Genomic DNA, 16,372 nt, shown 5'->3' with positions numbered 1-16,372 from the left:
CGATCTGCTCGGGCTATTTCTCATCAGCCGCATTGCGAAAACGGGCAACGAATCAGAATAGATCAATTTCCGGTGCAACATTAGGCACATATCCAGTTCACGTCCTAGCCTCCGCCAATAGAATGGTAGCATTCCGCGGATGAAAGGATGGAACTGATGGCAAACAAGAGAAAGCTCAAATGGACTGTAAAGAAGAAAGCTACCGTACAGCAACAGAAGCAAAGACATACACATGAATTTTTGGGCAGCACTAAACTGGCAGAGCAAGGCGAAGATCGGCACAATCACCGTTTTGCGGGCGTAACCGGCCAAGCGATTCCGAAAGGCAACAGTCATGTTCATGTGATTCGAACGAATACGGACTTCGTTGATCATTTTCATAGGGTCCGTCGTACGACAGGCCCCGCGATCCCTGTCGGAAATGGCAAGCATGTTCATTTTGTGAAAGGCACTACCACATTGATTGATGGCCACGTACACAATTTTAATTTTGCTACGTTAATCGATAAGCCGCTGGTGTAAACCATGCGAAAAGCAGACCGCCCATTACGGTGGTCTTTTTCGTGCAGATAAGAATTAATAAAAATTCTTATCCAGTATAAGTGCAACCGCGGCTTAAGCCAAAAGCTTGGCGTAGCCAGGTTTTCTAATTGGGAAAGGGTCGGAATGCATGCCACTTTTCACCCACATGTGGTTTAATAGAAAAAACATCAACACAAAAGAGACGGCAAGCGGATCGCACAATGCCACATGATCGAGGTGCATAGATGAAGACACTCATATTAGGCGCGGGAGCAATGGCTTCCCTCTTTGGCGCCAAATTAACGCAAGCGGGATCGGACGTAACCTTGTTTAACCATCGGGCGAATGAGCATACCCGCATGATCAACGAAAAAGGGATGCAGCTGATCGAGCGGGAGCAACAGCCCGTCACAGTCAAGCTACCGGTGATTACCGATCCAGCGGAACTGGCGGGTGGCTACGACTTGGTCATCTGTTTGGTCAAATCATTTGCTACCGAAAGCGTGCTGAGAAAAATCATTCCGATCCTGACACCAACAACGATAGTGCTCACACTGCAAAATGGCATTGGCAATGCCGAGGTACTTGAAACATTTGTGCCAAAGGAGCTGGTACTTGTGGGCGGTACCGTTTCAGGTGCAGGTATCATCGAGCCTGGGCTAATCGCCCGGCGTGGATGGGGGAAAACGTTCATTGGTTCGGCCATCGCAGGTACAAACGAGCAGAAGCTACAGGCAATTGCATCCTTGTTCACGCGTAGTGGGCTTGCATGCGAGGTCGTTTCGGATGTGATGGCGGTGATTTGGAGCAAGCTTTTGGTCAATGTTACTTACAACGGTCTTACTGCGGTCACCCGACTGACAAATGGGGATGCGGTCCGTACCAGCCACGGACAGGCAATCGCGCGCCAATTAATCGAGGAGGCGGTGCAGGTGGCGAATGCGCAGGGCATTCAGCTTTTGTACGAAAATCCGGTTGAAGAGCTGATTCGCCTAGGTATCGAGGAGATCGCGGCGAACAAGTCGTCGATGCTCACCGATGTTCTGTTCCACCGACGGACAGAGATCGAGTCGATCAATGGAGCGATTGTGCAACTGGGGAAACGCTTTTCCATCGCGACCCCCTACAACGAAATGATGACCCAGCTGGTGAAAGTGATCGAAGAAAGCTACCCACAATCGGTGACGCACATTTAAGCTGCTACTCTGATAAGGAACTATTCCGATAATAATACTTGACTATACGCAGCCGTTTACTTTACTATTCTTTACATACACATAGTTACCGACCGGATAACTGGAGGGAAATTGTGCAGATCACTGCATAGTTTCCCTCTTTTTAGTACAACCGCGGCTAAAGCCAAAAGCTCGGCGAGCCAGGTTTTCTATTCGTATAAGAATTTATAAGTGCTCGCGCTTGTAAATTCTGGAGCGGAAGAAAAACTTCCAAAGATCGAAGGACTTGCTTCTTGAAAGGACTTCTGAAAGAAGTTTTTCTTATCGTTCGGGAAAGCGCGTGAACTAGGGATCGGAGGGCCATGTAAGATGAAAATCGCTTTGTTTAGCCTGATTATGAACGTGCCAAATCCTGTGACGGGAGAAACGTTGACGACACAGCAGAAGCTGCAGAACGTGTTGAAGCAGGCTGTGCTTGCAGAAGAGCTGGGGTTTGATGCCTATGGGGTTGGGGAGCGGCATGGCGAGCCGTTTTTGTCCTCAGCACCGCCTGTTTTACTGACAGCGATTGCGTCCAAAACGAAGCGGATACGTTTGCTGACCACCGTAACCGTCTTGAGCGTGCTCGACCCTGTGCGTGTTGCCGAGGATTACGCGACACTGGACCATCTGTCCGGTGGCAGGCTGGAAGTGATCATAGGGAAAGGAAACGATCCGCGCCATTACCCGTTATTCGGCATTACCGAAGAAGAGCAGTGGGAATCGCTGGCGGAACGGTATGCGCTGCTCAAACGACTGTGGGGGGAGGAGAATGTGACGTGGGAGGGGCGTTACCGTCCCAAACTGGACAATGTAACTACACAGCCAAGGCCACTGCAGCAGCCGATTCCGATCTGGCATGGGAGTGCGTCGAGCACGCACTCAACCGAACTGGCAGCGAAATACGGGGAGCCGATTTTCTCATCCAATACGTTTCATCCGATGGCGAAATACAAAGCGTTGATCGACCATTACCGCGAGCGGCTTACCTACTATGGGCACGACCCGCAAAAAGCGATTGTGGGAGCGGGGGCTGGCAGTTTGTTTTTGGCAAACACGCGAGAAGAGGCGATCAAACGGTTCCGACCTTATTATGATGCGCACAATGCAACCGCAGCGGCTAAACACAATCAGTCGCCGTTTACTAGCTTGGAGGACAATATCCAGAATGGCCCCGCTTTGGTGGGGAGCGCGGAGAGCGTCATCGAAAAAATTTTGCGCTATCATGAGGCATTCGGGCATCAGGTGCTCTCCATCAGCGTGGACGGCTTGACGGAAGCGGAGCAGCGCGAGCAGGTGGAGCGATTCGCCAGCGAAGTGGCGCCGGTCCTTCGCCGTGAGCTGCCGAGTACGGTGTGGGAGAAAGCTCCGACATTGTTTGATCCGCCTTCATCCGACAAGGAAATTGCGGTTCAGAACACGTTATAAGCTGTCGATATGCAACTGAATCGTAGGTGGCTTGCCGAATCGCCTTGCTTTACAATGAAGAGTAAATCTTGCAAGGTGTATCGGAGGATAACGGATTGGAATGGTTTGACGATTTTAATTGGAAAATTTGCTTTCCCGAGCAGCGCATTTACCTCATGCGCCAGCATAATTGGGCGTTTGCAGCATGGGAGATCGAGCGGCTGAAAGGGGCGCTGGACGCTCGATCGTTCTTGGTGCATGTGGATGCCCATTTGGATGATACGCCAGATGGCGTGTTTGTGGCGGGACTGAAGGAAGCGGCAAGCGTGGAGCAATTGTTGGCGGTCGCACAGGGGCACGATTACACGAGCGGCCAAGTTTGCCCGCCGGATGTCATGCAGATCGACAATTTCATTTGGGCGGCGGTGGCGCGGGATACGATCGGAGAGACGATTTTTGTCTCCCATCAAGAGGAGGAAGTGTTGTCGCTTGCCCAAATACGCCAAGAGGCCACGCAAAAGCGCAATGAAAATTGCCAAAGCATCATTGCCAAACTGCCTCCCGACTGTGCTTATACGGATGAGCGGTTTTTGGATATTGAATCGTTCCTTGACGGATTTGACCGGGAACGGTTGCACCGCGGGCGGACGGTGATCCTTGACCTTGACCTAGATTATTTCAATGTGTCTCGTGGCGAGGAAGCGAAGCTTTTGCCGGATGCTCAGATTCGTGCATATCTGCAAGCGCTGCGGGAGCTTTGGCTGTGGGATGTGATAACCGTCGCGATCTCACCCGAGTATTGCGGAGGGAAACAGCAAGCCGCTCATTTGCTTGGTTTGTTTTTGGAATCGTTCAGCCTTTCTCTATCAGATGGGCAGAAATGGTAGAACCAAATCAATAGACTCGATTGCGAGAGAGGGAGAAACAGGCCATGTTTCTCCTTTTTGCTTTTACTAGAAACGATCTGTTAAAGAAATGATTGCAGTCATGGAATAAAATGGCATATAATCGCAATGTAGTAATACTGACTAACCGGTATTTATTTGATGCGGTTCATCATCAGAATTTTTCGAATCAGCATCCTTTCTATCTCCAAAATAATAGAGAGGGACATGCTATTTTCGAAAAATATCACTTTAGTTAGGTTCTGATTTTTCAAAAAGGAAGTAGGATGAACTGGGTAAGAATGTAGTTTTAAATTGGATAGCATGTTCAAAGAGAGAGAGGAGGGGGTTTTCGATGTGGAGGATATGGATTCGTCTTTTGGTGCTGGTGATGTTTTTTTCTGTTTGGCAAACGGTGGGGATTGGATCAAGGGTGCATGCCGCTCTGCAAACCGCAAAAGTACCAGTCACTGCGGATACATTCATTGATTTAACCGGGAAGTATCCGAATGGAACGGATTGGAACGGACTACACAACATCTTGTTTGTAGGATATGAATGGGATGGGGAGGATTACGGAGCGGCAAACGCTGCGCTCAAGTTTGATTTGAGCAACATTCATGGAAAGATCCAATCGGCAGAGTTGAAAATTCATATCGTGGTACAAGGGCAAACGGGTGATAACCCTTATGTTGACGTTTACGGTTCCAATGATGATGGGTGGGTGGAGACAACGAATAATTTGCCCACTTTGTCTCAGCAAGTTAGCCCAAGGGTAACCTTTATCACGTCAGTCCTCAATAAGGAGGTATCGTTTCCTGTAACAAGCTATGTTCAGGAGCAAGCTTCCGGTGACAAAGTCGCCACGTTTGTATTAAAGGGCATTCAAACCAAAAAGCCTGGTGACACCCTCTATAATCCGCAGATAGGCTTTTATGACAAAACGAGCGAAACGAACGGCGACTTAGCTGCTTACCTTGACATCACTTATGATCCAAACGCGGCCCCGACCGATCTGAATCTATCAATGGATACGGTGGCGGAAAACAGTCCGACCAGCACAACGGTCGGCACACTCAGTGCAACCGACCCCAATGCGGGCGACACGTTCGCCTATACGATCGTGGGCGGCGATACGGACAGCTTCGCGATTTCAGGCAACGCGTTGAAAACAACGAAGGTGTTTGACTACGAAACGAAGAAAGATTACAGCGTTACACTGCGAGTCACGGATTCGGGCGGCTTGTATTACGAGAAAAGCATCGCGATTCATGTTGCCAATGTGAAACCTACGATAACTTTTGCAGTCAATGGCGGCGCACAATTCGCCAATCAGGCAAACGTGACGTTGAATTTGATTTCAGCACCTCCGGAAAACGTGGGGCTACAAATGCGTTTTTCCAACGATAACGCGAATTGGAGCTCGTGGGAAACGTTTGCCACAACGAAACCATGGACATTGACAACCGGAGACGGAACCAAGACGGTTTATGTAGAGGTAAAAGATTCAGTGGACACGGTCATGGCCTCCGATTTGATCGGGCTGGATACGACGAAACCGACCGCCACCCTGTTGATCAACGGAGGCGTTGCTTCGACGAAAACGGCGGGCGTCACGCTTACCATCAGCGCAAGCGATGCGGGCGGAGGCAGCGTGGAGATGCGCCTGGCCAACGAAGACGGTATCTGGAGTGGCTGGGGGCCAATTGAGCCGAGCAAACCATGGAGCTTGTCTGCAGGAGACGGGTCCAAAACGGTTTCCCTGCAAGTAAGGGATTTGGCGGGCAACCAGCAGCAGGTCGACAAAACGGTAGCCCTTGATACGGCTGCACCGATCGTCACGGGTGTCTCCAACGGGCAGATGGCGAACGACGACGTCACCATCGCTTTCAACGAAGGCATCGCCACGCTCAATGGAACGGTATTTTTGAGCGGAGAAAAGGTGAGCGCGGAAGGCAGCTACACATTGATCGTGACGGACACGGCTGGCAATATGACAACGATCGCTTTTACGATCGACCGGACGCCGCCAAACGGAACCATTTCGATCGAAAACGGGGCTACTAATGTAAAAGACAAAAAAGTATCGCTGTATTTGACGACTGACGATGCCAAGCAGATGCGGTTTTCCAATAACAATACCGACTGGTCGTCATGGGAAACAGCCGCGAATCGGAAAGACAATTGGCTGCTGACCGACGGTGACGGCACCAAGACGGTGTACATGGAACTGCGCGATCAGGCAGGCAATGTAAAATCCGTTAGCGATACGGTGGTGCTCGATACGACAGCACCCACAGGTACGGTGACGATCAATGAAGGAGCGACGCACAGCAGTAGCCAAAGCGTTACGCTGGGAATCACTTCTGACGGCGCGTTCGACATGCGCGTGTCCAATACGAGCAATGACTCCGATTACAGCGCATGGGAGTCGGTAAAAGGGGAAAAAGCATGGGATCTCGCCGCTAGCGACGGGACCAAAACAGTCTATGTCCAATTACGCGATGAGGCGGGCAACACGACCGACTTGACCGCTTCCATCGTGTTGGATACGACAGCTCCGGTTGTGACAGGAGTCGCCCAAAACGGGCTGTACAACGACAATCTGGTCATCACGTTTGGTAGTGACGAAACGGCATCGCTCGATGGTGGTCCATTTGCAAACAACGGAACGGTCAGCACAGAAGGCGAGCATTCGCTGATCGTGACAGATAAAGCCGGCAATACGACGACGATCAACTTCAGATTGGATAAAACGGCTCCGGTTGGCACGCTCGTCATCAATGACGGTAAGTCTTACACCAATTCTGCAAGCGTGAAGCTTACGATTGGCAAGGACGATGCGACGGAGATGCGCATTTCCAACGATACTACGTGGGATGAGAGCTGGGAGCCGGCAGCAACGGGTAAACTGTCTTGGGCACTCGGAGGCGGTAACGGGTCAAAAACCGTGTATTTGCAGCTAAGAGACCAGGCGGGCAATACTTCCATCACAAACGCCTCCATTGAACTCGATACGGTCGCTCCGGTTGTAACCGGCGTCGACGAGGCAGGGCTTTATAACGACGATGTGACCATCACCTTCAACGAAGGGACCGCAACGCTCGATGGCGACGCTTTTTCCATCGGACAGAAGGTGAGCGAAGAAGGTGAGCATACGCTGATCGTGACGGACCCGGCGGAAAACACCACCACACGCCATTTCACCATCGACAAGACTGCGCCTACCGGTACACTGGTCATCAACGGTGGAAAATCAGTGACCAATAACAAAGCGGTAACCTTGTCCGTGACTATGGCAGTCGATACGAAAACGATCTACCTGTCCAATGACCAGACCAATTGGACGGAGAAGCCAGCGGCTGCAGGGGAGATCAACTGGAATGTGAGCGATGGCGACGGACCGAAAACCGTCTATCTCAAACTGGTCGACAAGGCGGGCAATGAAGCGGTTGTGCAGGCCGCAATCGAGCTGGATACGAAAGCGCCAACTGGCACGATCGCGATCAATGGCGGAACTGCCTATGCAAACAACAAGGACGTGACGCTGTCCATCACGAGCAACGACGCAGCCGAGATGCGCATCTCCAATGACAATTCCGCATGGACAGATTGGGAAACTGTCGGGTCGACAAAGGCATGGACGCTCACGGACGGCGACGGCGTGAAGACAGTGTATATCCAGCTGCGCGATCAGGCTAACAATCAGGAAACGGTAAGTGACACCATTACGTTAGATACGAACTTCCCTGTTGTGTCGGGCGTCACTGACGGCGGTCTGTACAATGCAGACGTGACCGTTGCCTTCAATGAAGGGACGGCAACGCTGAATGGGCAGCCATTCCTCTCCGGTACGAAGGTAACCGAGGAAGGCGAGCACAAGCTGATCGTGACCGATGAAGCAGGCAACAAGACCACGATCACGTTTACGGTGGATAAAACTGCGCCGGCAGGAACATTCACGATTAACGAGGGCGCTCCCTACACCAACAAGGCGGATGTGAAGCTGCACACAAATACAAATGGCGCTGCGGAAATGCGTTTCTCCAATGACGGCACCGTCTGGTCTGTATGGGAAACAGTGGCGAATGAATTCGATTGGACACTGACTGCGGGCGACGGCGACAAGACGGTGTACATGCAGCTGCGCGATCAGGTCGGCAACGTGCACGACGAGCAGCAAACGATCACGCTTGACACGGTGGAGCCCGCTGTAACGCTTACGCTGAACAGTGGCGAGGCATTTACGAACAAGGCGGAAGTACAAGCGGGCCTCACGGCAAGCGATGCGAGCGGGGCCGCGCTGGAAATGCGTTTCTCCAATGACGGAACGACGTGGAAGGCATGGGAGACGTTTGCGCCGATACATGCATGGACATTGGATGATGGTGACGGCTTCAAAACGGTTTATGTAGAAGTACGTGATGCTGCGGGTAACACCAAGGCGGTGCAGGCGACCATTACTCTGGACACCAAAGCACCGGTGGTCTCTGATCTCACCGATGGAGCGCACTATAATACGGATCAAACAATCACATTTGATGATGGCCAGGCCGAGCTGGATGGCACACCGATTGCGAACGGAGCGACCGTTACGGATGAGGGAGTCCATACGCTGGTCGTTACCGACGATGCGGGCAATATGACGCGAATTCGTTTTACATTGGATAAAACTGCACCAACCGGCAGCATTCAAATCAATAACGGTGACGCGCAAACACGCTCACGCCAAGTGAAGCTCTCGCTCATCACAGATGACAATATCGGTCCGGTTGACATGCGCTTCTCCAATGATGGCAGTGCTTGGAGCGATTGGGAAGATGCGGCCTCAACGAAAAATTGGACGCTCACAAGCGGAGATGGCGAAAAGACCGTTTATGTACAGCTGCAGGATCAGGCTGGCAACACGGCGGATCTGTCAGACAACATTCGGTTGAATACGTATGTGCCACCTGTTTATGTTCCGGTGACAAGCGTTTCCTTAGACCAAACGAAATTGAAGCTCATGGTCGGCGACAGCCCAGTGTCTCTCCATGCTTCGATCGAGCCTTCGAACGCATCGAATCAAGACGTACGCTGGAGCAGCAGCAATCCGGAGGTGGCTTCGGTGAATGGCGCTGGATTGGTTACTCCGCTTCAGGCAGGCAAGGCGACGATTATCGTAACGACCGTGGACGGCAACAAAACCGCAAGCTCGCAGGTGACTGTGGAGAAGAAGGAAGACGAAGAGACGCGTTTGGAAGCATCGGAGGACGCAATTCGGGTCCAGCCGAAAAAGACCGCTACATTCCGTGTCTATGCAGTTTCCGGTGATGAGCGCAAAGACATTACGCGCGACGAAAACACCAGCTATCAGACTGACAGCGAACTGATTACAGTGACGCCTGGCCGAATCAAAGCGGGTTCGAAGCCAGGGAAAGCCGTCATTACCGTACGCTATGCAGGGCAGGAACTGGAAATCCCCGTAACGGTATCGAACGCCAAGCTGTCAAAGCTCGAACCGTCCGCTACGACTGCGGTTCTGGAGCCTGACGAAGAGCAGCAGCTTTCCGTACGTGCTGTCTATGAGGATAAGTCGTCGGAAGATGTCACAGAGGATGCAGAATGGACGACTGACGACACGGATGTGGTTGAAGTCACGAAAGACGGCCAAGTAAAAGCGGTGGGCACGGGCAAAGCGGTCGTGAAAGTCACATTCGGCGGCAAAAAGGCAGAAATCAAAGTGCTCGTGGTGAAATCGAAGCAGCCGACGAAATTGGAAGCAGATCATACATCCATACGCATCAAGCCAGGTGAAACGTATGAGCCCGTCATCACCGCCTATTATGAAAAAGGCTATTCGGAGGTAATCGATCCGAAAGAGATTACGTGGAATTCACGCAACGAACGGGTTGTCACCGTTGAGGATGGCCAAATCAAGGCGGTGGCTGCTGGTAAAACAACCGTTTCCGTTAGCTATAAAGGAAAACGGCTCACGCTTAGCGTAACAGTAAAAAAATGATGGCAAACACTGGCAAGTGCCGGCTTCTCGCTGGCGCTTGCCTGATGTGTTTGTATCTGAATATTGGATCGATTGGGACTGGTGAGACTGCCAAACTCGAGGCGGCATTGGGAAAGGAGGTGAGCCAAAACCGCTGCAACTAGTCCAAAAGGTTGCAAAATGGCAGGCAGAAGTCTTTTTCGTGAGCGAACAGAAGCGGGGATCATCGTCATGCCAGGAAAGGCTGCGCAAAGCCAGTCTTTTCGCAGAATGAAAATGGACGACTATTGAACAGAGAGGAATTGGGTGATTCTTATGGTACCGTACGTCGGAGAGATTCGCATGTTTGGAGGGAATTTTCCTCCAGTTGGGTGGGCATTTTGCGATGGACAGATTCTTCCGATTTCAGGGAACGAGGCGCTGTACACGCTGCTTGGCACTACATATGGCGGCGATGGGGTAACCACATTCGCACTGCCGGATTATCGCGGACGAATTCCGGTGAACAACGGAGTTAATCCCCGAACAGGGACCAACTACCCGCTCGGCCAGCTCGGGGGGACAGAAACGGTCACATTGACCACTAGCAATCTGCCTCCACATACGCATGCGGTCAATGTTTCCTCGCAGGAGGGGACAATAGATACGCCGAGCGGAAGTTTTTTTGCCAAAAACGTGCAGGCTTATTCCACAGCTGCACCAACCGCTCAAATGGCATCCGGCACAATAAGTGCCACGGGAGGAAGCCAACCTCATGATAATATGATGCCTTATCTGCCTGTCAGCTACATCATTGCGCTGGAAGGCGCATTTCCGTCGTCCTATTAAATTTTGCCATAGAGGAGGAAAAAACCATGTCAGAACCATTTTTGGGTGAAGTGAAAATGTTTGGCTTTTCGGCCCCACCTCGAGGCTGGATGCCTTGCGACGGAAGGCTTTTGCCCATTAACCAAAACCAGGCATTATTTGCAATCTTGGGCACCACATACGGCGGGAACGGTGTCAATACGTTTGCGCTGCCGGATTTACGCGGGAGTGTCCCTGTACAACAGGGAAACGGAATTTCGCTCGGTGAGAGTGCTGGGGAGGAAGCGCACACGCTCACGCAAGCGGAAATGCCAGCGCATACCCATCTGCTTTATTGCAACGAAGGGGAAGGGAACGATAAGGTAGCATCCGGAAATACATGGGCCAAAAATGCGATCAATCCGTATGGTACCACGGTGGATTCGACGATGTCGTCACAAGCGCTCGGGCAGTCTGGCCAAGGACAAGCGCATACCAATATGCAGCCGTATGTGGTCACCAATTACTGTATTGCAGTACAGGGCATTTTTCCGCCAAGAAATTAAGGGAGGCAAAACAGATGGCAGATGCGTATGTTGGTGAAATTCGTATTTTTGCGGGGTCCTACGCACCGAGTGGCTGGGCATTTTGCGATGGATCGCTGATCCCGATTCGGAGGAATCCGGCTTTGTTTTCGATCATTGGGGTCCAGTACGGAGGAGATGGACAACTCACGTTTGCGCTGCCTGATTTGAGAGGCCGAGCAGCGATGCATCAAGGAGCAGGGCCTGGTTTGACCCCGCGTTCGATCGGGGCACCGGGCGGTTCGAGTACAGTGACTTTGACGCAAGACCAGATGCCCGCACACAATCATCTGGCCGAGTGCGACGTGCAGCCGACGACCAACACACCGAGCGGCACGATTTGGACCAACACAGTAGGCAGAGGTTCAGCAGCGATTTATGCACCGCTTTCCAACCCGACAACAACAACCTTGAATCCACAAAGTGTGGTTGTGACAGGCTCAAGCCTTCCCCACAACAACAAGCAGCCGTACCTTGGCATGAATTTCATCATTTGCCTGGAAGGCGAATTCCCGCCGCGCTCTTAAGCAATCAGCTGAAGCTCCAGCGGCACATGTAGCCGTGTAAATCGTCATTATAAAATAAACAAGGCAGCCCGTTCTCCTGGATGCATCATGGAGAACGGGCTGCTTTTTACATGCCACCGACTGGCATCATTTGGTGTTCAGGTAAAGAGCGGTCTCCTTTACTAGTAAATTGGAATGGTCAGCTTTACAGAGGTACCCCATCTGAACTTGCTGCTTATGAAAACCCCATACTGTTCTCCGAAGGTCAGCTTTAGCCTCCTGTGGGTATTATAAAGTCCGATATGATTGGTTTGTTCGATGATGGCGTTTAGATTGTCGCGAACTTCTCTCAGTCTTTCCGGCGTCATCCCAATGCCGTTATCAGTAACGGAAATATGCAAAGTAGTTTGAATCACTTTCATTTTGATTTTAATCATTCCAAAGCTGCCTTTTTCCTTGATACCATGATAGAGACTGTTCTCGACCAAGGGCTGAAGAAACAGTTTCATCACTCTGTAATTGAAAATGCTGTCCTCAACGCTCCAGATGACATCAAAGGTATCCGTGTACCTGACCTTTTGGATATCAATATAGCTGATCGTATACGTGATTTCTTCCCGCAACGACACCAGTTTTTTCTCACTGCTCAGTGAAAACTTGAGGATATCTGAAAGGTTTTCGATCGTTTTGTTTAATGAGGTAAGCCGTCCGGTAAGATTTGCAGCCTGCCAATAAATCGTCCCTAGCGTATTGAATAAAAAGTGCGGGTTTAGCTGGGACTGCAAGGCGGTAAGTTCCAACGTTTTCAACCTGTATTTTTGCTCTGACAGTTGAACTTTCAGATAGTTTTTTTCGATGAAATTTTTCAAAATCCTGTGGATGATATAGCTATACACGTCTTTTCCCCGTCTGGGCAGAGGTGATAAGGGGAGTCCTTTTTCCGCTGAATGAAGAAGCGCAATGATCGTTTTGATGTTTTCGTATCCCTTCTTGCCCAAATGATAGGCTAACGCAGTGCCAACGATCAAAGAGAGGATCAGCAGGACAAGCGCGATCATGCTTAGCTGGGTTGGCAATTCGTAGAGTAATGACTTTGGGACGATGGAGAAGAAGCGCCAGCCGTACTTCTCTGAGCTTAGCACGGAGACAATATAGGAATCGTTCCCTAGCTCCAATGGAAAAAAGGACGAGCGACGGGACAACAGTTCGCGAACGTCGAGCTTCAAGTAATCGCGGATGTTATTTCGAAAGATGACCTCCTCGTTATTGTCAACAATGAGCAAGCTTTGGTCCTTCAGTATTGAGAAACGGTCCAGATAATTCTGAATGTAATCCCGCTTGATATTGAATACAATAACGCCGTCGTCATTATCGGAAATCGACAGTTTTTTGTATATGGTAATGTATTTGATCGTAGTGGACCGATTCTCCAGTTCATACCTGATAAATGACCTTGGTTCTGTCCAGGCCAATGTTTTCCTGGCTTTCTCGTGTATAAAGGTGTCAAACCAGGAGCGATCATAAAATTCATTCAGTTGGATGAGGCTTCCGCTCGTCGAGGAAAACAGACGACGCTTGTCGTTTTTTAGGTAGATGTAGACGGAATCGATATAAGGTCTGGCGACGGCAGGAGAATCGATGAGTTGTTTAAGGGCAACCAATCGAGCGTTATCATCTGCTTCCAGCGCGTTTTTTTGAAAGATTCGCTTGAGCGGGATATCTATGTCCCGGGCAACGGCATGCATATTTACCGAGGCAAGATCATCGAAGAACATGGTAATATTCTCTTCCGTCTGTTTCAGTAAGTTGGTATTGTTCCGTTCAATTTCAGCTTTTACGTATTGCTGAATGATAAAGCTGGACAGTGCCCCGAAGGCGAGCAGCGGGATGATCATGGGAATTAAAAAGGTTGCTAGATTTCTCGCGAAGAATGCGCGGTGCATGCTTTTTTTGAACATTGAACGCCCACCCTTTATTCCAGATTTCGGTATTCCCTCGGGCTTTTGCCCGCGTACTTCCGGAATGTTCGTGTGAAATTCTTCGCGCACGAATAGCCAACCATTTCACTGATCTCGTATGTTTTACTGTTGGGGTCAGCCAGAAATTCCTTTGCTTTTTCCATCTTTACCCGGATGACATAATCCGAAAAATTCTCACCTGTTTTTTGTTTAAAATATTTGCTCAAATAGTGGTGGTTCAAATGGACGAATTTCGCAGCGCGTTCTAGCGTTGCGTCTCGGTAATTTTGCTCGATATACCGTTTAATTTTCGAGATGAGTGTCTCGACTGGGAGGGCTTCTTTTTCATTTGCAAGCACCTGCTTGTGGTCAAGTTCTTCTTTAAGTGTCTTGAAGACATCCTCCAACTCTTGAAGTTTGGGCGGCTTGAGGATATAGTTTTTCACTCCGAAGACGAGGGCCTGCTGGGCGTATTCGAACTCACGGTAACCGCTTAGAAACACGATCTTGACAGGTGAATGGCGCAATTCTCTGGCGACATCAATCCCGCTCAACAGCGGCATTTTAATATCACACAGAATGACGTCAATCTCGTCAGAATGGACAATGTCCAACACTTCTTGTCCGTCTTTAGCCTGTCTGACGGCTTCAAATCCGAACTGATTCCAAGGGATAAAGCGGGTGAGTCCATTTCTGAACTCATATTCATCATCTGCAATCAACAATTTATACATTTCCCCGCCTCCTTTGTCCGTGAAACGCTTTCATTTTATTACTTTTGAAAATACCTCAACTGCAAGCAGCAATCTACTTGAAATGCGATAATACCAAAAAAAGATACCAAATCCCTAAATTCGCACCTATTCCAATAAGGACCTTTGCTTTTAAATTGTACTATAAACAAAAAATTTGAACTAGTTCATCATTTATCTGGATCAATTATAGGAGGGAAGTTTGAATGAAGCGTTTAACCATTGGCTTGCTAGCGGTGCTCCTTCTGTCAGCCGCTGCCTGTTCCAAGCAGGAAGCAGCACCAGGGGGGACGACAGTAAAAAAAGAACAGCAGCTCGTCATTTCCATTCCGGCAGAGCCAGGTCCAATCGACCCGGCGGTCACCGTGGACAACTCAGCTTATAAGCTGGGCTACTATTCGTACGAACGGTTGCTTGAGTATGATGGCGAGAAAACCGATCTTGTACCAGGGCTTTCTAAGAAATGGGAGGTCAGCCCGGACAGCAAGGTGTATACCTTCACGCTGGAACAGGGGCATAAGTTCGCGGACGGTACGGAAGTCAACGCGGACGCCGTCAAGTTCACGTTCGACCGGTTGCTGAAAATCGGGAAGGGACCTTCCGATTCTTTCAACATGATCGATGAAATCAAAGTGCTCGATCCGTACAAGGTCGAGTTTACGCTGAAGGAGCCGTATCCGGTCTTCCTCCCGAGAGTCGCGGGCAACTACGGATCCATCGTCAACCCTAAAGTGATGGAGCATGAAAAAGACGGTGACCTCGCCCAGGGATGGCTGGCAGTGAACACGGCCGGCAGTGGCCCGTATCAATTGGCGGAATACAAAAAAGGGCGGTACTACAAGTATATTCCAAACCCGAATTCAGCCAAGAAGCCGAAGATTGGTACGGTCTACTTCCAGATCAACTCGGATGTGTCGGCAACCCGCTTGAAGCTGACCAAAGGGGAGATCGACATCGCTGAAGGCATTCCTATCGAACAGCTTTTAGGGCTGGAAAAGGTACCGGAATTAGAACTGATTAAAGCGCCGTCACTGATGGTCGATTACATCTACATGAACATCGGAAAAGGAAACGAAGCGCTCAAGGACAAAAAAGTGCGCCAAGCGATCAGTTATGCAACCAACTACCAGTCGGTTATAAAGAATATTCAAAAAGATACAGCGATCCCATTTCGTGGGCCAATACCGGAAGGCTTGTGGGGGCACGACGAAAACGCCAAAATGTACAATTATGATGTCGACAAAGCCAAGCAACTGCTAAGTGAGTCCGGCAAAAGCGGAATCGAATTGACGCTACTCTACACCGACAATGTGCCAATGTGGGAACCAATGGCTTTGGCGCTGCAAAACGATTTAGCGCAAATCGGCATCAAAGTCAAGCTGAACAAAGTTGCGTACGCGACGATGCGTGAAATGCTGGACAAGGGCGAGTTTGACCTGAGCTTCGGACGGTGGGTTCCTGATACGGCAGATCCATTGGAATTCATGACTCCTTGGTTTGATTCCAAATACTGGGGGCTGTCCGGCAACCGCTCATTCTATAAGAACGACGAAGTGGACAAATTGGTGCGCGAGGCTGCCTCACTTCAAGATAAGGAGCAACGCCTAAAGCTGTATCAGGACGTCACCAAGATCGTCAATGAAGACGCGGTCTATGTCTATCTCGATCAGCGCCAGTATGTGCTGCCCATCTCCAAAAAAGTGCAAGGGTTCAAATACAACCCGATGCTTGAAGGAGTGTACAACTTGCAGGATATGTCAATCAGCGAGTAACTGAAGG

General features: G+C 50.1%; 11 protein-coding genes. 9 read left to right on the top strand and 2 right to left on the bottom strand.

Going from position 1 to position 16,372, the window contains the following annotated elements:
• The first annotated feature begins 156 nt into the window (after positions 1-156).
• The 8 genes from EDM56_RS09805 to EDM56_RS09770 all read left to right on the top strand — a co-directional run bounded on the left by EDM56_RS09805 (position 157) and on the right by EDM56_RS09770 (position 11,904).
• Positions 157-522 carry a YmaF family protein gene (locus EDM56_RS09805; protein ID WP_122917739.1) on the top strand — a complete coding sequence of 122 codons (366 nt, stop codon included), beginning with the start codon at positions 157-159 and terminating at the stop codon, positions 520-522.
• 245 nt (positions 523-767) lie between these two features.
• Positions 768-1,718: a ketopantoate reductase family protein gene (locus EDM56_RS09800; RefSeq protein ID WP_122917738.1), complete on the top strand. Its 951-nt coding sequence runs from the start codon at positions 768-770 to the stop codon at positions 1,716-1,718.
• Between the two features lie 348 nt (positions 1,719-2,066).
• Positions 2,067-3,164, top strand: coding sequence for an LLM class flavin-dependent oxidoreductase (locus EDM56_RS09795; RefSeq protein WP_122917737.1), 1,098 nt, complete (start codon positions 2,067-2,069; stop codon positions 3,162-3,164).
• 95 nt (positions 3,165-3,259) lie between these two features.
• Positions 3,260-4,030, top strand: coding sequence for a UPF0489 family protein (locus EDM56_RS09790; protein ID WP_122917736.1), 771 nt, complete (start codon positions 3,260-3,262; stop codon positions 4,028-4,030).
• Positions 4,031-4,382: 352 nt separating this feature from the next.
• Positions 4,383-10,028, top strand: a complete 5,646-nt coding sequence (locus EDM56_RS09785) for an Ig-like domain-containing protein (RefSeq protein ID WP_122917735.1) — start codon at positions 4,383-4,385, stop codon at positions 10,026-10,028.
• 294 nt (positions 10,029-10,322) lie between these two features.
• A complete protein-coding gene (locus tag EDM56_RS09780) occupies positions 10,323-10,835 on the top strand; it encodes a phage tail protein (RefSeq protein ID WP_122917734.1) in 513 nt (170 codons plus the stop codon).
• 26 nt (positions 10,836-10,861) lie between these two features.
• Complete coding sequence (locus EDM56_RS09775; protein WP_122917733.1) at positions 10,862-11,359, top strand: phage tail protein; 498 nt, start codon at positions 10,862-10,864, stop codon at positions 11,357-11,359.
• Positions 11,360-11,373: 14 nt separating this feature from the next.
• Entirely contained in the window at positions 11,374-11,904 is a 531-nt protein-coding gene (locus tag EDM56_RS09770) for a phage tail protein (protein ID WP_122917732.1), read from the top strand.
• A gap of 161 nt (positions 11,905-12,065) precedes the next feature.
• On the opposite strand, the gene EDM56_RS09765 is transcribed toward EDM56_RS09770, so the two are convergent.
• Both EDM56_RS09765 and EDM56_RS09760 read right to left on the bottom strand, forming a co-directional pair.
• Positions 12,066-13,841 (bottom strand): sensor histidine kinase, encoded by a 1,776-nt coding sequence (locus EDM56_RS09765; RefSeq protein ID WP_122917731.1) that lies wholly within the window; start codon positions 13,839-13,841, stop codon positions 12,066-12,068.
• Positions 13,842-13,855: 14 nt separating this feature from the next.
• Complete coding sequence (locus EDM56_RS09760) at positions 13,856-14,575, bottom strand: response regulator transcription factor (protein WP_122917730.1); 720 nt, start codon at positions 14,573-14,575, stop codon at positions 13,856-13,858.
• Between the two features lie 224 nt (positions 14,576-14,799).
• Between EDM56_RS09760 and EDM56_RS09755 the strand changes: the two genes are divergently transcribed.
• Positions 14,800-16,365, top strand: coding sequence for an ABC transporter substrate-binding protein (locus EDM56_RS09755; protein WP_122917729.1), 1,566 nt, complete (start codon positions 14,800-14,802; stop codon positions 16,363-16,365).
• Positions 16,366-16,372 lie beyond the last annotated feature (7 nt).

Source organism: Brevibacillus fluminis (assembly GCF_003710825.1).
In the GTDB taxonomy this organism is placed as follows: domain Bacteria; phylum Bacillota; class Bacilli; order Brevibacillales; family Brevibacillaceae; genus Brevibacillus_D; species Brevibacillus_D fluminis.
This window is presented reverse-complemented; position numbering and strand designations above follow the sequence as displayed.